20 protein-coding genes are annotated in these 21744 nt (G+C 72.3%); 13 read left to right on the top strand and 7 right to left on the bottom strand.

Features of this window, described 5'->3' with window-relative positions:
* Positions 1–245 precede the first annotated feature (245 nt).
* Both FHX33_RS18695 and FHX33_RS18690 read left to right on the top strand, forming a co-directional pair.
* Entirely contained in the window at positions 246–902 is a 657-nt protein-coding gene (locus FHX33_RS18695; protein WP_221209722.1) for a hypothetical protein, read from the top strand.
* 22 nt (positions 903–924) lie between these two features.
* Positions 925–1317: a hypothetical protein gene (locus FHX33_RS18690; protein WP_021758483.1), complete on the top strand. Its 393-nt coding sequence runs from the start codon at positions 925–927 to the stop codon at positions 1315–1317.
* Positions 1318–1488: 171 nt separating this feature from the next.
* On the opposite strand, the gene poxB is transcribed toward FHX33_RS18690, so the two are convergent.
* Positions 1489–3222 carry a ubiquinone-dependent pyruvate dehydrogenase gene (gene poxB / locus FHX33_RS18685; protein ID WP_021758482.1) on the bottom strand — a complete coding sequence of 578 codons (1734 nt, stop codon included), beginning with the start codon at positions 3220–3222 and terminating at the stop codon, positions 1489–1491.
* A 149-nt stretch (positions 3223–3371) separates the two neighbouring features.
* On the opposite strand from poxB, the gene FHX33_RS18680 reads away from it, so the two are divergent.
* Positions 3372–3749 carry a DUF3566 domain-containing protein gene (locus FHX33_RS18680; RefSeq protein WP_021758481.1) on the top strand — a complete coding sequence of 126 codons (378 nt, stop codon included), beginning with the start codon at positions 3372–3374 and terminating at the stop codon, positions 3747–3749.
* Here FHX33_RS18680 and FHX33_RS18675 read toward each other — a convergent pair.
* On the bottom strand, positions 3730–4398 hold the full coding sequence (locus FHX33_RS18675; protein ID WP_183428850.1) for a TetR/AcrR family transcriptional regulator C-terminal domain-containing protein: 669 nt from the start codon (positions 4396–4398) through the stop codon (positions 3730–3732). The two genes, FHX33_RS18680 and FHX33_RS18675, sit on opposite strands and share 20 nt — an antisense overlap.
* A gap of 56 nt (positions 4399–4454) precedes the next feature.
* On the opposite strand from FHX33_RS18675, the gene FHX33_RS18670 reads away from it, so the two are divergent.
* From FHX33_RS18670 to FHX33_RS18645, 6 genes are read left to right on the top strand one after another with little or no spacing between them, the layout of a single operon-like run.
* Entirely contained in the window at positions 4455–5096 is a 642-nt protein-coding gene (locus FHX33_RS18670) for a biotin transporter BioY (protein ID WP_021755389.1), read from the top strand.
* A complete protein-coding gene (locus FHX33_RS18665) occupies positions 5093–6238 on the top strand; it encodes an AMP-binding protein (RefSeq protein ID WP_183428849.1) in 1146 nt (381 codons plus the stop codon). Before FHX33_RS18670 ends, FHX33_RS18665 begins: the two co-directional genes overlap by 4 nt.
* Positions 6231–7430 (top strand): thiolase family protein, encoded by a 1200-nt coding sequence (locus FHX33_RS18660; protein ID WP_221209721.1) that lies wholly within the window; start codon positions 6231–6233, stop codon positions 7428–7430. Before FHX33_RS18665 ends, FHX33_RS18660 begins: the two co-directional genes overlap by 8 nt.
* A complete protein-coding gene (locus tag FHX33_RS18655; protein WP_021765038.1) occupies positions 7427–8116 on the top strand; it encodes an energy-coupling factor ABC transporter ATP-binding protein in 690 nt (229 codons plus the stop codon). Before FHX33_RS18660 ends, FHX33_RS18655 begins: the two co-directional genes overlap by 4 nt.
* Positions 8117–8123: 7 nt before the next feature.
* The gene (locus tag FHX33_RS18650) at positions 8124–8720 is read left to right on the top strand and encodes an energy-coupling factor transporter transmembrane component T family protein (RefSeq protein ID WP_021765039.1); all 597 of its coding nucleotides are present in this window, start codon (positions 8124–8126) and stop codon (positions 8718–8720) included.
* Complete coding sequence (locus tag FHX33_RS18645; protein WP_021765040.1) at positions 8717–9031, top strand: CHY zinc finger protein; 315 nt, start codon at positions 8717–8719, stop codon at positions 9029–9031. Before FHX33_RS18650 ends, FHX33_RS18645 begins: the two co-directional genes overlap by 4 nt.
* Positions 9032–9240: 209 nt before the next feature.
* Here FHX33_RS18645 and FHX33_RS18640 read toward each other — a convergent pair whose 3' ends face one another.
* Positions 9241–14037, bottom strand: a complete 4797-nt coding sequence (locus FHX33_RS18640) for an ExeM/NucH family extracellular endonuclease (protein WP_021765041.1) — start codon at positions 14035–14037, stop codon at positions 9241–9243.
* A gap of 222 nt (positions 14038–14259) precedes the next feature.
* Here FHX33_RS18640 and FHX33_RS18635 point away from each other — a divergent pair, with 222 nt between their 5' ends.
* The 3 genes from FHX33_RS18635 to FHX33_RS18625 all read left to right on the top strand — a co-directional run bounded on the left by FHX33_RS18635 (position 14260) and on the right by FHX33_RS18625 (position 17028).
* Positions 14260–15135, top strand: a complete 876-nt coding sequence (locus FHX33_RS18635; RefSeq protein WP_039923724.1) for a LysR substrate-binding domain-containing protein — start codon at positions 14260–14262, stop codon at positions 15133–15135.
* 64 nt (positions 15136–15199) lie between these two features.
* Positions 15200–15709, top strand: a complete 510-nt coding sequence (locus FHX33_RS18630; protein ID WP_021765043.1) for a MarR family winged helix-turn-helix transcriptional regulator — start codon at positions 15200–15202, stop codon at positions 15707–15709.
* Positions 15706–17028, top strand: a complete 1323-nt coding sequence (locus FHX33_RS18625) for an MFS transporter (RefSeq protein ID WP_183428848.1) — start codon at positions 15706–15708, stop codon at positions 17026–17028. Before FHX33_RS18630 ends, FHX33_RS18625 begins: the two co-directional genes overlap by 4 nt.
* 27 nt (positions 17029–17055) lie before the next feature.
* Here FHX33_RS18625 and FHX33_RS18620 read toward each other — a convergent pair whose 3' ends face one another.
* Entirely contained in the window at positions 17056–17625 is a 570-nt protein-coding gene (locus FHX33_RS18620) for a ScbR family autoregulator-binding transcription factor (RefSeq protein WP_021761872.1), read from the bottom strand.
* A gap of 215 nt (positions 17626–17840) precedes the next feature.
* On the opposite strand from FHX33_RS18620, the gene FHX33_RS18615 reads away from it, so the two are divergent.
* On the top strand, positions 17841–18329 hold the full coding sequence (locus tag FHX33_RS18615) for a DUF805 domain-containing protein (protein WP_039921672.1): 489 nt from the start codon (positions 17841–17843) through the stop codon (positions 18327–18329).
* A gap of 10 nt (positions 18330–18339) precedes the next feature.
* Here FHX33_RS18615 and FHX33_RS18610 read toward each other — a convergent pair whose 3' ends face one another.
* From FHX33_RS18610 to FHX33_RS18600, 3 genes are all read right to left on the bottom strand, one after another.
* A complete protein-coding gene (locus FHX33_RS18610) occupies positions 18340–18813 on the bottom strand; it encodes a hypothetical protein (protein ID WP_021761868.1) in 474 nt (157 codons plus the stop codon).
* A 133-nt stretch (positions 18814–18946) separates the two neighbouring features.
* Positions 18947–20836, bottom strand: coding sequence for an amidase family protein (locus FHX33_RS18605; protein ID WP_246397575.1), 1890 nt, complete (start codon positions 20834–20836; stop codon positions 18947–18949).
* Positions 20833–21555 carry a cohesin domain-containing protein gene (locus FHX33_RS18600; protein ID WP_221209720.1) on the bottom strand — a complete coding sequence of 241 codons (723 nt, stop codon included), beginning with the start codon at positions 21553–21555 and terminating at the stop codon, positions 20833–20835. Before FHX33_RS18600 ends, FHX33_RS18605 begins: the two co-directional genes overlap by 4 nt.
* Between the last annotated feature and the right edge of the window lie 189 nt (positions 21556–21744).

The raw sequence follows: 21744 nt of genomic DNA, 5'->3' as shown, positions 1-21744 counted from the left end.
GGGCGTCTTCCGGGTACAGGAAGAGGGCGACAAAGATGTCTCCACTCAAAGCTCTATTTGTCCTCGCGGCTGCTTCGGCCTTCGCGGTCGCATCGGTAGCTCCGGCGTCGGCTGAACCAGGTCCAACCGTGCAAGCCCTGCGCGCGCTCGACCAGCGTGGCCTATTGACTGGCTCGGAGGACGTCTCCGCCGCGGGCGCTGTCTCGGCTCGGACCGGGGTGACGGTCGGGACTGGGGATGCGATGGTGTCACTCCAACCCGATACCGATTCCCCCGGAGCAATCGTCGCTGATGGCAGCGCTGTGGTCTATTCCGAGGCGGGATTCCACTACGCGGTGACCGGCGCGGGCGCTCGCGCTGACGCTGGCTATGTCGTGATCGATAGTGCCGAGGCGCCGAACGACTTCCGATTCGACGTTGCCTCGGCTGGCAAACCCGCACGACTAGAGCCGACGAGCGACGGCGGCGTGCTTGTCAAAAACCCGGAAGGACAGACTGTGAACGCCCTCGCCGCCGCGTGGGCCGTCGACGCCACCGGAAAGCAGCTTCCGAGCTGGTACACGCTCGATGGCGGCACGGTCATTCAGCACGTCGACCATCGCGGTGCGGCTTACCCGGTCGTCGCAGATCCACGGCTCCTGTGTGATGGAGTGTTCTGCACAGTGATGTACAACAAAGCGGAGACACAACAACTGGCTGCCTCGAGCGGTACGGCGGGAGTTCTGATCACGGGTGGCTGCACCATGCTCGCGGGGCCGATCGGGGGACTGTCGTGCGGTTTTGCCGTCGCGTACGTTGGTCAGCAGGCCCAGAACGCCCTCAATCAGGGGAAGTGTCTCGGTATGCGCGCTCTGATCTACGTGCCTACGTCGACGACCCATCTCGTGATCGAGAAGTGCTGACCCAGGACGCGACGGACCCATCATGACTGACACGCTGCGACACCCTTACGTCCCGACAGCAGCATCGTCGGCGATTCTGCTGCTCGGGGTCCTGGTGGTGGTTACCGCCGCGCCGGCCGTGTTCATCGCGCGAGAGGAATCCCCTCCGGTGGGCCTCACCGCCGCGTCTTTCGCCCTCGTGTTCGCTGCGTTCCTGGTCGTGCCGGCGCTGAATCACCGCGCGCCGGCCGCTCCCCGGACACAGCGGACCGTCATCCTGGTCGCGATCACCGCGGCGATCGTCGTACCGTTGGCGCTGCTATATCCGGCGGTCGCCATCGCCGACCTCGGGTGGCTGTTCGTCGTGGGGGTGGCGGTGCAGGCGCTGCTCCTGATCGCCGTCGCGATCGGCGCGGCCCGGCACCGGAGCCGCTGACCCACGGCGGACGCTGCCGCAGCGACCCCGGCGTCCCCGGCGACCAGCTACAGCGACACGGTCTGCATCAACTGACGCCGGGCCCTCTCGCGGACGACTGCCACACGGCGGTACTTCTGCGGCGTCGCCGCGCCGCAGAAGTACCAGGCGAGCGCAGTCGTCCGGGCGCCCTCAGTCGAACAGGCGGCGGAAGATGTTCGTGTCCGCGAGGTCGACCAGCTCGTCGCCGCGACCAGACATGATGGTGCGCAGCGCGTAGAGCGTGAAGCCCTTGACCTGCTCGGCGGTGATCGCCGGCGGGATGCTGAGCTCCTGCCGCGCGGTCACGACATCGATCAGCGCGGGGCCGTCGTGCGCGAACGCCGTGCGCAGGGCGCTCTCGAGCTCGTCCGGCTTCTCCACCCGCTGCCCGTGCAGGCCGATCGCCTGCGCGACCTGCGCGAAGTCGGGGTTCTCGAGCCCGGTGCCGAAGTTGACGAATCCGGCCGCCTTCATCTCCACCTCGACGAAGTTGAGGGAGGAGTTGTTGAACACCACGATCTTCACCGGCAGCTTGTTCTGCCGCAGCGTCAGCAGCTCGCCGAGCAGCATGGCGAGACCGCCGTCTCCGGCGAGCGCGACCACCTGGCGCTCGGGGAAGGCGGCCTGCGCACCGATCGCGTGCGGGACGGCGTTGGCCATCGACCCGTGCGAGAACGACCCGATGAGGCGCCGCTTGCCGTTCATCCGCAGGTAGCGGGCGGCCCAGACGACCGGCGACCCGACGTCGGGGATGAAGACCGCGTCGTCGGTGGCCAGTTCGCTGATGAGCCGCGCGACGTACTGGGGGTGGATGGGCGTGCGGTTGTGGTCGTTGACGGCCAGCTCGTCGAGGCTCTTGCGGGCCTTGGCGTAGTGGGCGGTCGAGGAGTCCAGGTGCTTGGTGTCGGAGCGCTCCTTCAGCAGCGGGATCAGCGCCTCCGCGGTGTCCTTCACGCTGCCGACCAGTCCGAGGTCGACGGGCGTGCGCCGGCCGAGGTTCTCGCCGCGGATGTCGACCTGGATGATCTTCGCCTTCGACGGATAGAACTGCTGGTACGGGAAGTCGGTGCCCAGCATCAGCAGCGCGTCGCACGACTCCATCGCCCGGTAGCCGGACGAGAAGCCGAGCAGCCCGGTCATGCCGACGTCGTAGGGGTTGTCGTACTCGACGAACTCCTTGCCGCGGAGCGCGTGCACGACCGGGGCCTTGAGCGCGCCGGCCAGTCGGATCAGCTCGGGGTGGCCGCCCTCGACGCCCGCGCCGGCCAGGATGGTGACCTTCTTGGCGCCGTTCAGGATGTCGGCGGCGGCGCGCAGCTCGTCATCGGCCGGGCGCGTGACGCGCGGCGAGTAGAGGATGGGCGCGGACTTGCGGCGTCCGGCGCTCTCCTTCAGGAAGATCTCGCCCGGGACGACCACCACCGCCACCCCGCGCCGCTCGATCGCGGTGCGCATCGCGATCTCCAGCACGCGCGGCAGCTGCTCCGGGATGGACACGAGCTCGGTGTAGACGGCCGCCTCCCGGAACATGTCCTGCGGGTGGGTCTCCTGGAAGTAGGTGCTGCCGATCTCGGGGCCGGGGATCTGCGCAGCGATCGCGAGCACGGGCACGCGGCTGCGGTTGGCGTCGAAGAGGCCGTTGATGAGGTGGAGGTTGCCCGGTCCGCAGCTGCCCGCGCAAACGGCCAACTCGCCGGTCAGTGCCGCCTCCGCCGCCGCCGCGAAGGCCGCCGCCTCCTCGTGCCGCACGTGCTCCCAGGCGACGTCGCCCGCGCGCCGGAGGGCGTCGGTGAACCCGTTGAGGGAGTCGCCCGGGATGCCGTAGACGCGCTTCACCCCCGCGTCCCGAATGATCTCCACGATGGTGTCGGCGACGGTCGGCATAGGGATGCTCCTCACGTTCGGCGGGCGATGTGCTCCACGCTACGCCCCCGCCCACGGCCCTGACGAGGGGTTGCGCGGCGGGCGGTTAGACTGTGCCGAGGGGACCGTCTCGCGCTGCGGGTCGGCAGGGCAGGGGAGGTCGCGCAGGGATGTCGGCACGCAAGAAGCAGTCGAAACGGGCCGTCATGCGCCTGGTCTACATCGACTTCTGGTCGGCGCTCAAGATGTCGTTCCTGGTCAGCCTGATCGTTGCGGCCATCACCGTCGTCGTCGCGCTGCTGCTCTGGACCGCCCTGGAGAAGTTCGGCGCGGTCGCGCTCGCCCGCAGCTTCCTCGAGGACGTCGCCGGAGCGCAGGGCGCTCAGCTCGTCGCGGGCATCACCTTCCCGAACTTCATGACGTTCACCCTGGTCGTCGCGCTGCTGGAGCTGATCGTCGTCTCGGCGCTGGGCGCCATCTTCGCCGCACTGTTCAACCTCGCGACGAACGTGGTCGGCGGCTGGAAGGTCACCTTCGGGGGCGACTGAGCTCCCCCACCCGGAGGCGCTCGAGGCCACCCGCGAACAGGTCGACGCCGAAGGCGAAGTCCGTTGCGGGATCGTCGGCCCTCTCGCCGCTCGCGCCCGCACCCGCGGCGACGGGATCGGCCGGGTCGGCCAGGACCCCGAGGCTGTCGTACTGCAGGCGCTGCTGCTCGTGCGAGACGTGCCCGAGCAGGAAGTGCAGCAGCGCGGTCGCCGCGCGACGGGCGGTCGCCTCGTCGAAGCCGCCGCGAGCCACCGCGCGGGTCAGCCGGTCGAGGGCGACCCCGGAGCCGAGCCCGAGCGCGAGGGTGCTCGCCACGACCTCCGCTCCATCGCGATAGGCGAGGAGGGCGTCGCGGAGGGCGGCGGCCTCGGTGCGCACGGCATCCATCCATTCGCCGTCCGGTGCGGGGGCGGCCGAGGGCGACGGGCCGGCCGAGGGCGACGGCCCGGCGACGATGCGGTCGGCGAGCTCGGCGAGCAGGGACTGCTTGTTCGGGAAGTGCCAGTAGAGGGCGCTCGGCTGTACGTCGAGCGCGGCGGCCAGGCGGCGCATGGTGAGGTCGGGGAGGCCGTGGTCGTCGAGGATCCGCAGCGCGGTGCGCGCCACATCGTCGCGTGTGTGCCTGCGTCCGCTTTCGATCCCGCTCACGATCCCACTATAGTGAACACCGTTCAGGTGAACAGTGTTCAGGTGAGGATCCGATCATGACCGATGCCCCGACCCCGGCCCCGCGCCGCCGTCTCGACGCGACCGATCTGGCGCGCGTCGCCGTGTTCGCCGCGATCGTCGCCGTGCTCGGCCTGCCGGGCGGCTTCACGTTCTTCGGCGGCGTGCCGATCACCGCGCAGACCCTCGGCGTGATGCTTGCCGGCGCCATCCTGGGCCCGTGGCTCGGAGCGCTCTCGATGGCGGTGCTGCTCGCGCTCGTCGCCGCCGGCCTCCCCCTGCTCGCCGGTGGTCGCGGCGGGATCGGCGTCTTCCTCGGGCCGTCGGCCGGATACGCGCTCGGCTGGATCGTCGGCGCCCTGGTGATCGGGCTGATCGTGCACGCGGCGGGGCGCAAGCCCGTCTGGTGGCGCACGCTGCTCGGGATGATCGTGGGCGGCATCCTCGTGATCTACGCCGTCGGCATCCCGGTGCAGAGCCTCGTCACCCGCCTGCCGCTCGGCGAGACCGCGCTGACCAGCCTGGTGTTCCTGCCGGGCGACCTCGTGAAGGCGGTGCTCGCGACGCTGATCGTGACCACGCTCGTGCGGACCTACCCGCGGGCCTTCCGCCGGACGTGGAAGGCGGCGCCCCGGCCGGTCGCAGCCGAGCCGGTCGCTGCGGGGACGCCCACGCCGTGACGTCCCCCCGGATCGTCCCGCTGCGCGGGCCCGCGCGCACGCTGCTCGAGCAGGTCGGAGCGGTGCGCGCCGCGGGCGACGTGCCGCTCGTCGGCGACGATCGCGCGCCGGACGCGCAGTGGTCGACGCTGGTGGCGGTCGCGGAGGGCGCGGAGCCGCATCCCGACGCGGCCTGGGCGACGCTCACCTCCGGCAGCAGCGGGGCGCCCCGCATCGTGCAGCGCACCGCGGCATCCTGGGCCGATTCGTTCGCCGCCGTCGCCGCGCTCCTCGATGCCGGACCGGACGGCGCGGTCGCGCTGCCCGCGCCTCCCGCGTCGTCGCTGACCCTGTTCTCGCTCGCGCACGCCCTCGCGGGCGGCCCGCGACCGATCCTGCCGCGCGGCCACGTGCTCACGGCGGACGACGCCGCTGACGCGACCTGCTTCCACGGCACGCCCCACGCGCTGCGGGCGCTGCTCGACGCGGGCGCTCCGCCCCGGTTGCGCGCCGCGCTCGTCGGCGGCTCGCACCTCGACCCCGCATTGCGTGGGCGTGCCGAGGCTGCGGGCATCCGCGTCGCCGCGTACTACGGCGCCGCCGAGCTCTCGTACGCGGCGATCGACACCGGCGACGGCCTGCGCGCGTTCCCGGGAGTGGAGCTGGACGTGCGCGACGGCGAGCTGTGGGTGCGGTCGCCGTTCATCGCGCTCGGGTACCTGGGCGCGACCGCGGGCGTATCCACCGCCGGCCCGTTGCGACGCGACGGCGACTGGGCCTCGGTCGGCGACCGGGCGGAGCTGCTCGACGGCCGGCTGCGGCTGCTCGGGAGGGCGGACGACGCCATCCTGAGCGCCTCCGCGACCGTGGTGCCGGAGGAGGTGGAGGCCGTCCTGCGTACGGTGCCGGGCGTGCGCGACGCCGTCGTGTTCGCCCTACCACGCGAGCGCGTTGGCGCGTTTGTGGCCGCCGTGATCGAGCCGGAGGGCGGCGACGGTCCCAGCCTCGCCGCGCTGCGGACGGCGGCCGAGGAGCAGCTCGCGCCCGCCCATCGGCCGCGGCACTGGTTCGCCGCTCCCCTGCCCCGCACCGCGTCGGGCAAGCCGGCACGCGCCGAGGCCGCCCGCCGCGCGGTCGCCGGGGAGGTGCCGCGTCTTGGCTGACCCCGTGATCATCGCCGCGCGCCGCACGCCCATCGGGACGCGCGGGCGCGCCCTCGCCGGGCTGCGGGTGGAGGAGCTGGCGGCTCCCGTGATCCGGGCCGCGCTGGGGGATGCGGCCGGCGGTTCCGATGGCTCCGACTCCGACGCCGGCTCGCCGATCGAGATCGCGGACGTCGTGCTCGGCAACTGCATGGGCCCCGGTGGCAATCCCGCGCGGGTCGCCGCACTCGCGGCCGGTTTGGGTTCCGGCGTGCCCGGCGCGACGGTCGACCGGCAGTGCGGCAGCGGGCTGGCGGCGGTGCTCGACGCGGCGACGGCCATCCGGGCCGGGGATGCGCGCCCGCGGATCGCCGGCGGCGTCGAGAGCGCCTCGACCTCGCCCGTCCGCTCGGTGGACGGCATCGCGTACGACCGCGCGGCGTTCGCCCCGGACGGCTGGCCCGACCCGGACATGACACGGGCCGCAGAGGACCTCGCGCGGCACGACGGCATCCCCCGCTCGCGGCAGGACGCTCACGCGGCACGCAGTCACGCCCGGGCGCGGGCGGCGCTCGTGGCCGGACGGTTCACGGACGAGCTCGTCCCTCTCGCCGGGATGACGGCGGACGACGCGATCGGCGGCGCCGAAAGGCTGCTGCCGCGACTGCCGGCGCTCTTCCCGGACGGGACGCTCACCGCGGGGACCTCGACGCGGATCGGCGACGGGGCGGCGGCGGTCGTGGTGGTGCCGGGCGACCGGAGCGTCGCGAGCGGCGGCATCCCGGGGCGCGGCCTCCCGGGGCGCGGCCTCCCGGGGCGCGGCCTCCCGGGGCTGGCGATCCGCGCCCACGCCGTCGTCGGCTGCGACCCGGCCCTCCCCGGGATCGGCGCGGCACCGGCTGTGCTCGCCGCGCTCGAACGCGCAGGGCTCGGGACGGACGACGTGGCGGCTTTCGAGATCGTCGAGGCGTTCGCTGCGCAGAGCCTCGCCGTGCTCGACCGGCTCGGGATCGCCGACGACGACGCGCGCGTCTGCGCCGACGGCGGGGCGCTCGCGCTCGGCCACCCGTGGGGCGCGAGCGGCGCCGTCAGCATCGTGCGCCTGTTCAGCCGACTCGTGCGGGGCGGGGCTCCGGCCGGTACGATCGGCGTCGCCGCAGCCTCCGTCGGCGGCGGACTCGGCGTGGCGGCGGTGCTGGAGGTGGTCCGATGAACGGCATCGCGCTCGACGGCGTCTCCGTGCGGCTCGGCGACGCCGACATCCTGCACGACGTCACGCTGGACCTCGACGCACGCACGATCGCCGTCATCGGCGAGAACGGGTCGGGCAAGTCGACCTTCGCCCGGTTGCTCGGCGGGCTCACTCCGCCGACGGGCGGCTCGCTCCGCGTGCTCGGCCTCGACCCGGTGCGGCAGGCGGCCGAACTGCGGCGACGGGTCGCGGTCGTGTTCAGCAACCCCGACGCGCAGATCGTGCTGCCGACCGTCGCGGAGGACGTCGCCTTCTCGCTGCGCGCGGAGAAGCCGTCGCGGGCCGAAGCGGCCGACCGGGTCGCCCGCGCCCTCGACCGGTTCGGGTTGACCGCGCTGGCCGAGTATCCCTCGCACGACCTCTCGGGAGGCCAGAAGCAGTTGCTCGCGCTGTGCGGCGCGTTCATCCGCAACCCGGGGCTGGTGATCGCCGACGAGCCGACCGCGTACCTCGACGCCCGCAACGCCCGCCGCGTCGCCGACCATCTCTTCGCCGAGGAGCACGGCCACCGGCTGGTGCTCGTGACGCACGACCTGGCGCTCGCGGACCGCTGCGACGCCGCCGTGCTGTTCGCCGGCGGCCGGGTCGCCGGGGTCGGCGCACCCGCCGAGATCATCGCCGAGTACGAGGCGGCGCTCCGGTGGTGATTCGGCGGTGGTGACGCTCTACCGGCCGGGCGACGGCCTCCTGCATCGCATGGCCGCCGGCCCGAAGACGCTGCTGCTCCTCGCGCTGGTGCTGACGGTCTCCCTGCTCCCCTCCCTGTGGTGGACCGCGGCGGCCGCGGCGGGGGTGTGCGTGCTCGCCTACCTCGTCTCCGGGCTCGGGATCGCGGAGCTCGGCCGTCAGGTCGTGGCCGTGCGCTGGGTGGTCGTCGTGACGCTCGCCGGACAGCTGATCTTCCTCGGCACGGAGGCGGCCGTCGCCAACACCGCGCGCGTGACGGGCGCGATCGTGCTCGCCGCGCTGCTCGTGCTGACGACACGCGTCACGGCGCTGCTCGACGCGATCGAGCGCGGGATGGGGCCGCTCGCGCGGATCCGCATCGACCCGCAGCGCGTCGCCCTGCTCCTCACGGTCACGCTGAGCACCCTCCCGGTGCTCGCACGGCTCGCCCACGATGTGCGGGAGGCGCAGCGGGCGCGGGGCGGACGGGCCAGCCTCCGCCTGTTCGCGGTGCCGTTCCTGGTGGTCGCGCTGAAGCACGCCGACCAGCTCGGCGACGCCCTCACCGCCCGGGGCGTGCGATGACGCCCCGCGTGCTCGGCCCGACGGTCGACGACCAGACCCGCTGCATCCACTACCGGACGGAGCTGGACGTCATCGCCATCCGCTTCGCCTGCTGCGGCGAGTACTACCCGTGCCACCTGTGCCACGCGGAGGCGGCCGACCATCCCGCGCAGGCCTGGCCGGAGGGCTCGGGCGCCGAGCGCGCGGTGCTCTGCGGTGTGTGCGGCGAGGAGCTGACGATCGACGCGTACCTCGGCGTGGAGGGATGCCCGGCGTGCGGCGCGGCTTTCAACCCCGGCTGCAAACTCCACCGCCACCTCTACTTCGACTGAGCGCGAGCCCCGACGCCGAGTACGCGGATTCTCTGCGTACTCGGCGGTTTGGGCCCCACTTTCTGCGTACTCGACGGAAGCGGAGGAGATCCGCACCGCGCGACCCCGGAAACGCGAGGAACGGAGGGGATTCCTACCGAGATGGTGGGGATCCCCTCCGTTCGCGTCACGGAGCGATCAGCTGGTCAAGCGGTCAGCCGGTCGGGCGGTCACCACCCGAACAGCTTGTGGAACCAGTCCCACAGCCAGCCGAGGTCGCAAATCCAGTCCCACCAGCCGCCGCCGGAGGACTTCACCTGGAAGGCGCTCCAGCCGACCACGGCGTCCGACGCGTTCTGGACGGAGAGCTTGTGGTCGCCCTTGTCCAGCTTGGGCGGGAGGGTGAGCTTCAGGATGCCGTCGGCCGGCACCTTCGCCCATCCGGCCGAGATGTTCTTCGGCGTGGAGTACACCCAGACCGAGACCCACTGGCCGGCGAGCTTCGTGTCCACGGTCACCTGGACCGGGTCGCCCGCCTTGTAGCTGGTCTTGTCGAGGGTGATCTTGCCGAAGAGCGCCTTGGTGAGGGCCGACTCCTTGGCGGCCTTCGGGTCCTTCGTCGGCTTCGGGTTCTCCACCGGCTGGTCCGCGACGGTCAGCGCCACCGTGACGGTGGTGCCCGACTCCGGAGCGGTCAGCACGAGCGTGCTCGCGCCGGCCGCGTCGGCCGGGACGGTGAACGCGACGGTCGCGCTGCCGGCGGCGTCCACCGGGACGCTGCCGAGGCTGGTCCCGCTGCCCGTCCACGAGAGCGTCAGCGAGGTGTTCGCCGGGCTGCCGAGGGAGGTCAGGTTCAGCTTCGACACGGTGAAGGAGACCTGCTGGCCGGGCTGCAGGGTGCCGGTCGGCACGCCGCTGACGGCGACGCCACGGCGGGCGAAGCTCGGCGACACCGGGCTGTTCTGCTGCAGGTAGCTGATCCAGGCGTCCCGGTCGATGAGGCCGGAGTCCTTGGTGTCGGTCCCGGCCGCGAAGGCGCGGAAGTTGTCACCGCCCTGGATCAGGAACGAGAACGAGCCGATCCGGTACGACTTCGCCGGGTCGATGGGCTTCCCGTTCACGAGGATGCTCGTGATCCGGTCGCCCGCCGCGCGGCTCGCGTCGTAGGTGTAGCTGACGTTCTTCGACAGGCCGAGGTTGAGGAACGGCCGGCTCGGCACGGTGCCGTCGGCGTTCGTCTGCCACTGCTGCTCCAGCGCCTGCTTGAACTGCGCGCCGGTCAGGCTCGTCGTCCACAGGTTGTTCACGAACGGCAGGACGGCGTTCGCCTGCGCGTAGGTGACGGAGCCGTCGGTGCCGTACAGCAGCTCGGCGCGCAGGCCGCCCGGGTTCACCACGCCGATCTCGGCGCCGCCGAGTTCGGCCGGCGACAGGGTCGACAGCAGGGAGTCCGCGACGAGGTTGCCGAGGGTGGACTCGCTGGAGCGGTCGTCGCGCGCGGCGCCGATGTAGGCGGTGGTGATGTCCTTCGTCACGGAGCCGATCTTCTGGCTGCCGATGACGTCGGCCGCGGCGAGCGCCTTGTCGACGATCGTCTTGACCTGCGCGACCCGCGGGTACGCCGCCACGAGGTCCGCGTCGGCGTCCGTGGTGCGGGCGACGTTGCGGAGGGTGTGGGCGGTGACCGTGTCGGTCTCGGGGTCGACCGTGAGCGTCACCTGGCCGATGTTCTCGCCGTAGCTGCCGGTCTGCACGACCGGGCGGGTGGCGCCGTCGACTCCGGGGACGGGGGCGTCCCACGCGTACTGCTTGTGCGTGTGGCCGGTGAAGATCGCAGAGACCTTCGCGCTCGTCTTGGTGACGATGTCGGCGAACGCGCCGCCGGCCGCGACCTCCTGCTCGAGCGTGGCTCCGTCGGGCGTGCCCGCTCCGGCACCCTCGTGGTACTCGGCCACGAGCACGTCGGCCTCGCCGTTCGACGGGTCGCCGTCGGTGAGCTCGCCCGCCACGCGGTTGACGGCCTCCACCGGGTCGCCGAAGTCGAGCGTCGAGATGCCGCCCGGCGAGACGAGGGTCGGGGTCTCCTGCGTGACCGCGCCGATGACGCCCACCGTCACGCCGTTCACGTCGAACGTCGCGTACTCCGGCAGTGCCGGGTCCTTGGTGCCCTTCGTGTAGACGTTCGCGCCGAGGTAGCTGAAGTCCGCCGCATCCTTCACCCGGCCGGTCAGGTCGGAGAAGCCCTTGTCGAACTCGTGGTTGCCCACGGCGCTGGTCTTGAGGCCCAGCGCGTTCAGCACGTCGATGGTCGGGATGTCGCCGGCCGACGCCGAGGCGAACAGGGAGGCGCCGATGTTGTCGCCGTCGGAGAGGAAGAGGGTGTTGCCCTCGCCGCCCTCCGCGCGCAGCTTCTCGATCGTGCCGGCGAACTTCACGGTGTTGGCGTCGATGCGCCCGTGGAAGTCGTTGATGTTCAGCAGGTTGAGCGTCACCGGCTTCGCGGTCAGGCCGAGGCCCACCACGATCGGGTCGTGGTCGCTCGACCGGTACGGGTCGGCGGCGTAGAAGTTGGTGACGTTGTAGTTGTACCGGCTGTACTCCAGCGCGATGGACTCGCCCGAGTTGATGTTCCACACGTCCGCGCCGGTGATCGCCGCGTTGGCGGCCGGCGAGGCGAAGACGTGGTCGAGGGAGCCGACCGTGCCGTCGAACGAGTAGGTGTGCTTGTTCGTCCGGGTGCTGACCTGGTCGACGTAGCCCGCGTCCGTGAGGATCGTGATCGGGTCCTCCTGCAGGTACGCGTTGAAGTCGCCGATCAGCAGCACCTTGTCGAGGCCGAGGCTGGCCTTGCGCTCGTCGGCGAACGCGACCAGCGCCTTCGCCTGCTTCACGCGGGACGCGTTGGACGCGCCCTGACCGTCGCCCTGGTCGGCGTCCGCACCGGTTCCCGAGCCCTTCGACTTGAAGTGGTTCACGATGGCGATGAAGGCGTTCGCGTCCTTCGCGCCGACCTTCTTGAAGGCCTGGGCGAGCGGCTGGCGGGCGTTCGCGAACGCCGCGTCGTCGAGGATGCGGGAGGAGCCGACGGGCTCCGCGACGGCCTTCTTGTAGATGAAGGCGGTGCGGATGACGTCCTCGGTGGACGGCAGGGTCGACGGCGACTTCACGTACGCCCAGACCTCGCTGCCGGCCGCGGCGTTGAGCGCGCCGACGAGCGTCTTCAGCGCGTCGTCGCGGTCCAGTCCGAAGCGGGCCGAGTTCTCGATCTCCTCGAGGGAGACGACGTCGGCGGTCAGGCCGTTGATCGCGGCGACGATCTTGTCCTGCTGGCGCTTCAGGTTGGCGGCGTCGGCGGCGCCGCGGGCGTCGCATCCGCTGTTCACGGTGATCTTGTTGCCGTCGCGGTCGGTGTAGAACGTGCAGCCGCTGAGCTGGTCGCCGGTCGTCGTGAAGTAGTTCAGGACGTTGAAGGTGGCGAGCTTCAGGTCGCCGCCGACGTCGGCCGGGGAGGCCGTGCGGGTGTTGGCGAAGGTCGCGGGCTGCACCGCGGCGGCGTTCGCCGGGGTGAGCTCGGCGGTCGGCTGGAACTTCCACGCGTCGTTGCGGTAGTCGAGGACGACCGGCGTGGTGAAGGTCACCGGCGCGCTGACGCGCACGGGATCCGTCAGCGACACGTACGGCAGCGGCTTGGACTTGCCTGCCGCGCTGAGGAAGTTGGTGGAGGCTCCGTCGTCCAGGATGACGCCGCGGGCCTTCACGTCGGCGACGGCGGCCGCGTACTCGGCGGTGCCGGGGCGGGCGACGTCGGTCGGCTGCAGCAGCGGGGTGTCGCCGGCCGCGAGGCCGATCTCGCCGTACTGGTTGGTGGAGTAGGTGTCGGTGACGGTGAACGCGCCCTGCGGTGCGATCAGCATCCCCTCGAGGCTCTCGCGCTGGGCGTCCGTGGCCGGGAGGCCGACGGTGGCGGGGGCCGGAGCGGTGACCGTGCTCGCGTCGAGCTTGTCGACCTTCGAGGCGGTGAGCTCGGTGAGGCCGTTGAACTCGCTGACGGCGCCGGTCACCTGCACGTAGTCGCCCGCGGCCACGGAGGCGGCGTACGACGAGCCGTAGACGAAGACGGCGTCGGAGGCGGTGTGGGTGGCGAGGTCGACCGCGCCGCCCGTGCCGGGGGTCTGGATGTAGAACCCGTTGAAGCCGCCGGTGGCGTACTGCGCTGTGACGACGCCGACGGTGGTGACGGTCTGGCCGGCCTTGGGGCTGGTGTCACCGGTTCCCTGGATCTCGGAGATGGCGATCGCGTCGCCCGGCGGCCCCGGGTCGGTCCCGGTGCCGGGGTCGGTGCCCTCACCGGGGTCGGTCGTGCCGCCGCCCGGCGTGGTCGCCGAGTTCTGCGGGCTGATCGTGCCGCTCAGGGTGATGTCGGCGCTGTTGTCGTCCGTGTCGGTGAACGAGGTGCGGTTCAGCGACTTGACGTCCGTGTTGGCCGACGGCGCAGGCGCCTTGGCCTTCTCGAACGTGTTGGACGTGCCGTAGCCGACGAGGTCGACCACGCCGGCCGCGCCCGACACCGAGCCCGCGGGCAGGGTGAGAGCGGAGGCGGAGCTGGACAGGATGAGGGTGCCGGTGGTGCCGCTGGGGTTCAGCGCGTTGCTCGCGGCGTCGGGCGTCGGGAGGGCGGCGCCGTTCGTGCCGTTCGAGCCTCCCGCGACGAGGTAGTAGCCCTTGGCGGCGATCGAGCCGGTGAGCGGGACGACGCCGTTCGCCGCACCGGTGCTGGTCGCCGAGCGGTACTGCACGCTCCAGCCGGTGAGGGCGACGGGCGCGTCGCTCGGGTTGTACAGCTCGACGAACTTGTTCGTGTAGGCCGCACCGGCGCTGCCGCCGCTGAGATAGGCCTCGTTGATGACGACTCCGGTGCCGTCGGTGCTGGCGTACGCCGGCGTCGCGACGAGGGCGCCGGCTGCGAGCCCGGCCCCGACGATCGCGGCCGCGGCGCTGCGCCACACCCTGCCGTTCCTGATTGACATTGCTCTCCCTGGTCGGTGGAAGTGGGATGGATCCGACGGTCAGAGTAGGAACCGCGATCGTCGGGACTCTGTCTCTTGTGTGAACGTACAGAAAACTCGTTCGGGGGTAGACCGCTCATTTGAGCAGACGCGCGCGGCTAACCCTGTTCGCGTGCCAGGATGACGGCCCTCCGAAGGCCCGCGCCGGGCCGGATCCGGCGCGCGTACGTCATGATGGGTCACATGCGGATCGACGAGATCGCCCACTTCCGGGCGCTGGCCGCCGAAGGGCACCTGGCGCTCGCGGCGCAGTCCCTCGGCGTCTCGCAGTCGACCCTCTCGCGCTCGCTGGCGCGGCTGGAGGCCGAGGCCGGCGTCGAGCTGCTCGACCGCCGCCGCGGGCACCTGGAGCTGAACCAGTACGGCGAGATCCTGCTCGCGCACGCGGCGCGCGCCGAGATGGAGCTCGAGAACGCCCGCGCCCGCATCGCCGCCCTGCGCGACCCGGCGGCGGGGATCGTGTCGATCGCGTACGTCTCGTCGTTCGGCGGCTGGCTCATCCCCCGCGTCGTGAGCGAGTACCGGGCGCTGTTCCCCGACATCCGGTTCGTGCTGCGCGGCGGCACCGCCGACACCGTGCTCGACGCGCTGCGGGAGGGCTCGGCCGACGTCGCGTTCCTGAGCCCCGATCCGCGCGACCCCGAGATCGACTGGCACCCGCTCACGGCCGAGCGCCTGGTGCTGGGCGTGCCGCTCGGACATCCCCTCGCCGAGCGCGAGCACGTGACCGTGGACGACCTCGCCCCCTACGAGCTCGTCTCACTGCGGCCGGGCTCCGGCCTGCGCCACATCGCGGACGCGTACTTCTCCGCCCACGGCGTCGTCATGGCGCCGGTGATCGAGGTGACCGAGCTGGCGACGCTGCGCGCGCTCGTGCGCGACGGGGTCGGCGTGGCGCTCATCCCGGACACCCCGGCGGAGCCCGGGCTCGTGGCCGTGCCGCTCACCGACGAGGCGACCCGCGTCATCGGGCTCGCCCGCAACCGCACGCGGTCGGAGTCCGCGGCGGCGGCACAGTTCGCGCGTTTCGTGCGCGAGGAGCTCGGCCCGCTGGAGTGATCGTCCCAGTGGGAGGGCTCGATCGCTCTTTGCTTAAATACAACAGCACTGTTATAACAGCACTGTGACGAATTCTTCCTCCGGCGACCCGACGCGCATCCCCGCACGCTGGGATGCGCTTTTCGCCCTGCTCCGCCGGCTCGACGACGACATCGACGGCCTCTACGCCCGCCGCGGCGTGAGCGGGATGCGCTCCCGCTTCGCCCGGCCGATGATGCGCCTCGCCCACGAGGGGCCGCTGACGATCCGCGAGCTGGCCGCCTCCCTCGAGCGCACCCACTCCGCCGTGAGTCAGACGGTCGCCGGGATGCGCCAGGCCGGCTTCGTGACGACCGAGCCCGGCCCCGACGCGCGCACGCGCGTCATCAGCCTCACCGACCGCGGCCGCGAGATCGTCCCGCTGCTGGAGGCGGAGTGGCGCGCCACCGACGCCGCCATCGCCGAGCTCGACGACGAGACCGCCGTGACTCTCTCGTCCGTGGTGGCCGAGCTGCAGCGCGCCGTGGATGCGCGGCCGATGTCCGAGCGCCTGGACGCCCACCTCGTCGAGCCGGACCCGCCGGTGCGCGCGTGAGCCTGCGCTCCCACGTCACCGACCTGCGCCCCCTGCGGTCGAGCCCGGCGTTCCTCGCGCTCTGGGCCGGCACCTCCCTCGCCGGGTTCGGGGGTCAGATCGCCTCGGTCGCCGCCCTCGCCCAGGTGTGGGACCTGACGAAGAGCCCGATGTGGACCGGCACGCTCGGCCTCGCGAGCGGCGTCGCGATGCTCGCCTTCGGCCCGCTGGGCGGCAGCCTGGCCGACCGGTTCGACCGCCGCTCCATCGTGCGGCTCAGCACGGCCGGACAGGCCGTCGCCGCGCTGGCGCTGACGGCGCAGGCCGCGCTCGGGCTCGACTCCGTGCCCCTCCTGCTCGCCCTGATCGCAGTGCAGTCGGCCGTCGCCGCGTTCGGCGCACCGGCTCGCCGCACCCTCCCGCCGCGCCTGCTCCCCGCCGGCGAGGTCGCGGCCGGGCTCGCGCTGCAGAACCTGGCCTTCCAGGGGTCGATGCTCGCCGGTCCTGCTCTGGGCGGCCTGCTCGTCGCGTGGTCGCTCCCGGTGGCGTACTCGGCGGAGGCGATCGCGATCGGGTTCTCGTTGCTGTGCCTGCTCGCCCTCCCGGCGATCCCGCCGCAGAGCGCACCGGCGGACCCACGAGCAGCCCGGTCGGCGACCGCACGCCTGCGTCCCGCCGCCGAGCGCGGCGCCTGGATGTACGTCCTGCGCCGGCCGACCCTCTGGGGCGCGTTCGCCGTCGACCTCGCCGCGACCGTGCTCGCGATGCCGATCGCCCTCTTCCCGCTCGTGAACGAGGAGCGGTTCGGCGGCGACCCGCGCACGCTCGGGCTCTTCCTCTCCGCGATCGCGGTCGGCGGCATCGTGGCCGGGGCGCTCTCCGGCACCGTGACCCGCGCGCGGCGGTCCGGGATGCTGCAGCTCGGCGCCGCCTCGGTGTGGGGGGTCGCCCTCGCCGGCTTCGGGCTCGCCGGGCCGCTCTGGCTCGCGCTCGCCTGCCTGGCCGTGGCCGGGGCGGCCGACACCGTCTCCGTCGTCACCCGCGGAGCGCTGGTCCAGTTGGAGACGCCGGACGGGTTCCGGGGGCGGGTCTCCGCGGTGGAGCACGTGATCGGCGTCGCGTGCCCGCAGATCGGCAACTTCCGCGGCGGCGTGCTCGGCGGACTCGTAGGCGCCCCGATCGCCCTCGCCATCGGCGGCCTCACCGCGACCGCGGCCGTGCTCGTCGTCGGCGCCGTCAACCGTCCGCTGCGCACCTACCGGATGCCGGACGTGCGTGTCCAGCCGGATCTGACCGAGGTCTACCGGGAAGCGGGTCTGCTCCACGGAGCGGGCACCTGACGCGGCGCACCGGGAGGCGGTGGCACCTCAGCCGGCGATGACGTCCCAGAGACGGGACGCGTCCTCCACCAGGCCGTCCAAGCGCCCGCGCTCGTCCGCGATCATGTAGGCGCCGAAGAAGGCCTGCACCGCGACGGTCGCGAGGGCCTCCGGGTCGGACCCGGGCGGCAACTCGCCTGCCCGCACGGCCTCGTCGAGGTATCGGCCGATCAGCGCCACCCAGCGGACGTACGGATCGTCCTCGGGAGCCGGCGGCAGGATCGTCTGCGTGAGTTTCATCGCCGCCCGCACGTGCGCATCGGTCGCGAACACCACGGCGACGCGACGGCTCAGCTCGCGCGCGGCGGCGATACCGGTGAGTCCGGCCTCCTCGACCTCCTGGGCGACGGCGGGCCAATTGCCGTACTTCTCGGCGACGAGCGCCTCGGCGAGATCGTGCTTGGAGCGGAAGTGGAAGTAGACGGCGCCCTTGGTCAGCTGGGTGCGCTCGATGATGCGATCGAGCCGGGCGCCGGCGTATCCGTGGGCGTCGAACTCGTCGGCAGCGGCGTCGAGGATCTCGGCACGGCTGCGCTCGGCGCGTTCCTGTCGTGGCATGAGGCGGGGGTCCTCCGGTCGATGAGACGTGCGGCGTCCCCCCGGCGGCAACTGTACCGCCCGGGACAGGGGGCAGCGTCGGACACGCCGCGTCACACATCCCGCCTCCCGGGCCCGGAATGCGGTTGACTATGCGCGCCCGGCACCGACCCGCCGGGCGCGCGGCGGGGGATGCCGACATCCTCCTGAGCGCTGCCCCCTGAGAGGAAACCGTCATGAGCTACGAACAGCCCGCACCTCCCGCACCTCCCGCCCCGGCGGCCGGACAGGCCGTGCCCCTCTGGGCGCCGCTCTACGGAGCGTCGTTCGGCGCCGCCATCAAGCGCTCCTTCACGAAGTACGCCGACTTCACCGGTCGAGCGAGCCGCAGCGAGTACTGGTGGTGGGTGCTGTTCGTGTTCATCGTCGGCGTCGTCCTCGAAGGACTCGGCCTCGCGCTCGGCTATGCGGGCGCGACCACCAACGCCGACGGGACCACGACGCCGGGTCCGCTCTTCGCGGTCGCCGGGATCCTCATCGTCCTCTGGTTCCTCGGCACGATCATCCCGCACCTGGCCCTGATCTGGCGCCGACTGCACGACGCGAACCTCGCCGGTCCGTTCTTCTTCCTGTCGTTCATCCCGTTCGGCAGCATCGTGGTGCTCGTCTTCACGCTGCTGCCCTCGAAGCCCGAGGGCGCGCGCTTCGACCGTCCGCGCCCGTAGCCGCTCCGCGTCAGCAGGAGTCGGCGAAGAGCCGCCGTGGCCGCGCGGGGTCGGCGTCGTCCAGCAGGACGGATGCGACCTCGCGCGGCGCCCCGAGCGGATCCTTGCGCCCGGTGGCCACGAACGACCAGTCCGGGCTGCGCTCCGGGTCGTGCTCGACCCAGAGCGAGAAGTTCCAGAACCCACGGAACGCGGGCGTGAGCAGGGCGGGCCCGTCGACGACGAGGACGCCCTCCCGCTGCCGGAAGGGTGCGACGACCTCGGCACGGAACGCGTCTGCATCGGTGCCGTCCGTTGCGCTCGCGCGCTCGACGGTCTCTCCTGCGGCGCGCAGCGCGTCCGCGAGCGCATCCGCCGCTCCCGCGACATCCGCCTCCGGGACGCCCGTGACCGCGACGAACCGCGGTCCGCGCGTGTAGTGCTGCCGGAACTCCGCCGCGACGCCGTCGTAGAACGCGCCGCGCTCGGTGGTCGTGCTGCCCATCGTCGCCTCCTGCTGTCTCTCACGGGGAACGCTACGCGCGCCCCGTCGATTCCACAGCACGCGATTCGGCCCGAATGTCGGGAATGCGTGAGCGATTCCCGACATTCGGGCCGAATGTCGCGGGGGGGTGTCGCTACTTGAGGGGGCCGTACAGCGACGCGGTCGCGCGGGCGTGGGTCGCCTGCTCGAAGGCGTACGCCAGCCCGATGATGCCGCTCTCGTCGTAGTCGCGCCCGAGGAACTCGAGGTTGACGTTGGCGCCGACGACCGGGTTGGTGCCGTCAGAGGCGATGGCCTGCCCCATCGGGACGGTGATGGCCGGCATCCCGGTGTTCGGGCTGAGGCGCATGTTCGTGCCGATGGTGTTGTACGGCGAACCGCTCGGGTAGACCAGCGAGTCGAGCTGGTTGTCGTTCATCAGCTGCGTGACGGTGGCGTTCCCCGTCGCGATGGCCGTGGTGTGCGTCCCCGTCGGACCCGCCCACGCCTGGTACTGGGCGTCGGTCACGTTGTTCCGCGAGGTGTAGATGCTGTTGCGGGAGGTGACGTTGCGGCCGGTGGCCAGGATGTCGGCGATGGAGCGGGCGGTCACGGCCGGCGCGAGGTGGTTCTGGATGTAGACGTCCAGGTCGTGCTTGAACTCGTTCGTGCTGCCGCTGCCCTCGTTGAGGGTCGCCGTGAACGCGGTCGGGACCGTGCTCAGCTCGACGACCGTCGCACCCTGAGCCTGGAGCGTGGCCTTCGCAGCGGCCCACAGGCGCGTGACCGTCGCGTTGGTGCCCAGCATCGAGGTGACGATGCCGATCCGCTTGCCCTTCAGGGCCTCCGGGTCGAGCGCCGCGGTGTACGACGTCGGCACCTTGCCGGACTGCTCGGCGGTGATCGGGTCGGCCGCATCCACTCCGGTCACGGCGTCGAGGGCGACGGCCGCGTCGGTGACGCTGCGGGCGATCGGGCCGCCGGTGTCCTGGCTGAGCGCGAGCGGGATGATGCCGTCCCGGCTGGTCAGGCCGACGGTCGGGCGGATGCCGACGAGCGAGTTGTACGTCGACGGGACGCGGATCGAGCCTCCCGTGTCGGTGCCGAAGCCGATGCCCGCCAGGTTCGCGGCGATGGCCGCACCCGTTCCACCGCTCGAGCCGCCGGCCGTCTTGCTGGTGTTGAGCGGGCTGGCGACCAGGAGGCTCTTGCCCGGGTCCTGGAACGAGGAGAACTCGGACACGAAGCCGTACGCGAACTCGTCCAGACTGGCCTTCGCGAGGATGACGGCGCCCGCCGCGCGGAGCCCCTTCACCATCGTGGCGTCGTCGCTGGTCTGGTTGCCGTCCCAGCAGCCGCAGCCGCCCGTGGTGGGCATGTCGACGGTGTCGTAGTTGTCCTTCACCGCGATCGGGACGCCGAGGAGCATGCTCGTCATCCCCTTCTGCGCGCGGGTGGCGTCGGCCTGGGCGGCGATCGTCAGCGCCTGCGGGTTCTTCGAGATGATCGAGTTGAGCGCGCGGCCGCCGGTGCCGGTGTCGACGACGGTGCGGTCGAGGGCGGCGATGCGGTCGAGATACTCCTGCGTGATCTTTACCGAGGTGGTGACGCCGGCGTTCATCGCGGCCTGCATGTCGAGGGCGGACGCCTCCACCAGCTGGAAGGGACCGTCGTCGTAGATCATGCGCTGCGAGAGGCCGACGAGGTCCTTCACGGTGATGGTGCCGTCGCCGTCCACATCGGCCGCGGCGGACCAGCCCGCCGACGCGGACGTCTCGCCGAGGTGCGTCGTCAGCGCATCCAGGTCGGCGGTGGTGACCTGCTTGTCGCCGGTCAGGTCGTGCGCGGTGTAGTACGGCGCGAGGAAGGCGGCCGTGGGTGCGGCGGCGGCCGGCGCGGCGGAGGCGGCGGGAGCGACGACCGCTCCGGTCGCGACGAGCGCGGCCAGGGCGGCGACGACGCCCGTGGCGGTCGCGGCGCGGCGGCTCTTCGTGCGGGTGTGCATGGCGGTCGTGCTCCTCGGGGTCGATCGGCGGGCGGTCATCGGGCGTCTCCTGCCCGGCGGCGGCGGACGGTGAACAGCACGGCGGCGGCGCCCAGGGCGAGCAGCACCAGGGCGGCGATCACGTACGGCAGGGCGTTGGAGCCGGTGGAGGCGAGGTCGTCGGCTGCGGTCGAGGTGGAGGAGCCTCCCGTGCCGGTCCCGCCGGATCCGGCCACGCCGGTCGACGGGGTGGGCGTCGGCGAGGTCACTGCGGCGGGCGCGATCGCGACGGCCGGGCTGGTCGCCGCGTCGGTGGAGGCCGTCACCGCGGAGGCGGAGTCGACCAGCGAGAGCGAGCGCACGGTGAACGCCGTCGAGCCCTCCGCCGTCGCGGCGAACGTCAGCGTGTAGCTGATGTCGCCCGACAGCGCCGGGGACGTGCCGAGGCGCGTGTAGACGACGTCGACGGAGCCGGCTCCGGTGCGGACCGAGTCGAAGCCGCCCGCCGTGACGACCGCGCTCCCGTCCACGTAGGAGACGACCGCCGGGTCGAAGGCGAGCACGGACTCGTAGCCGTACACGTCGGTCGCTCCGGTCAGCGTCACGGTCACGTCGAACGTGTCGCCGGCGGTCGCGGTGGCGGGCGCCGAGACGGAGACGCTCGAGACGGCCGGGGCGGCGACGGCGGGCGCTGCAGCGCCGACCGCGAGCCCGAGGCCCGCGAGCGCGGCCGTGGCGACGGCGAGGAGGCGCACGAGTCGCCTGGGATTCTGATGCATTCGGGTGGAGCCTTCCTCTGGGGGCGAAAGGGGACGCCGAGGAGACCGCTGTCAGCGGCGAGGAAGGGGAGACTCGAGGCGCCGGGGAGCACGACCTGCGAACGGTCCAGGGCCGGCTCCGGGGGTGGGCCAGCGGCTGAGGAAGCGGCGCCATCGACACGGCCGACGTTACGGAACCGCTGTTTCCGG

The sequence above is a fragment of the Leifsonia aquatica genome (assembly GCF_014190775.1).
Taxonomy (GTDB): domain Bacteria; phylum Actinomycetota; class Actinomycetes; order Actinomycetales; family Microbacteriaceae; genus Leifsonia; species Leifsonia aquatica.
Note: the sequence above shows the minus strand (reverse complement) of the source record. Positions and strands in the feature narration are given on the sequence as shown.

Coding starts and splice junctions, on each gene's coding strand:
- FHX33_RS18690 (WP_021758483.1), top strand. CDS start 925: ATGACTGACACGCTGCGACACCCTTACGTCCCGACAGCAGCATCGTCG.
- poxB (WP_021758482.1), bottom strand. CDS start 3,222: ATGCCGACCGTCGCCGACACCATCGTGGAGATCATTCGGGACGCGGGG.
- FHX33_RS18680 (WP_021758481.1), top strand. CDS start 3,372: ATGTCGGCACGCAAGAAGCAGTCGAAACGGGCCGTCATGCGCCTGGTC.
- FHX33_RS18670 (WP_021755389.1), top strand. CDS start 4,455: ATGACCGATGCCCCGACCCCGGCCCCGCGCCGCCGTCTCGACGCGACC.
- FHX33_RS18655 (WP_021765038.1), top strand. CDS start 7,427: ATGAACGGCATCGCGCTCGACGGCGTCTCCGTGCGGCTCGGCGACGCC.
- FHX33_RS18645 (WP_021765040.1), top strand. CDS start 8,717: ATGACGCCCCGCGTGCTCGGCCCGACGGTCGACGACCAGACCCGCTGC.
- FHX33_RS18640 (WP_021765041.1), bottom strand. CDS start 14,037: ATGTCAATCAGGAACGGCAGGGTGTGGCGCAGCGCCGCGGCCGCGATC.
- FHX33_RS18635 (WP_039923724.1), top strand. CDS start 14,260: ATGCGGATCGACGAGATCGCCCACTTCCGGGCGCTGGCCGCCGAAGGG.
- FHX33_RS18620 (WP_021761872.1), bottom strand. CDS start 17,625: ATGCCACGACAGGAACGCGCCGAGCGCAGCCGTGCCGAGATCCTCGAC.
- FHX33_RS18615 (WP_039921672.1), top strand. CDS start 17,841: ATGAGCTACGAACAGCCCGCACCTCCCGCACCTCCCGCCCCGGCGGCC.
- FHX33_RS18610 (WP_021761868.1), bottom strand. CDS start 18,813: ATGGGCAGCACGACCACCGAGCGCGGCGCGTTCTACGACGGCGTCGCG.
- FHX33_RS18605 (WP_246397575.1), bottom strand. CDS start 20,836: ATGACCGCCCGCCGATCGACCCCGAGGAGCACGACCGCCATGCACACC.
- FHX33_RS18600 (WP_221209720.1), bottom strand. CDS start 21,555: ATGCATCAGAATCCCAGGCGACTCGTGCGCCTCCTCGCCGTCGCCACG.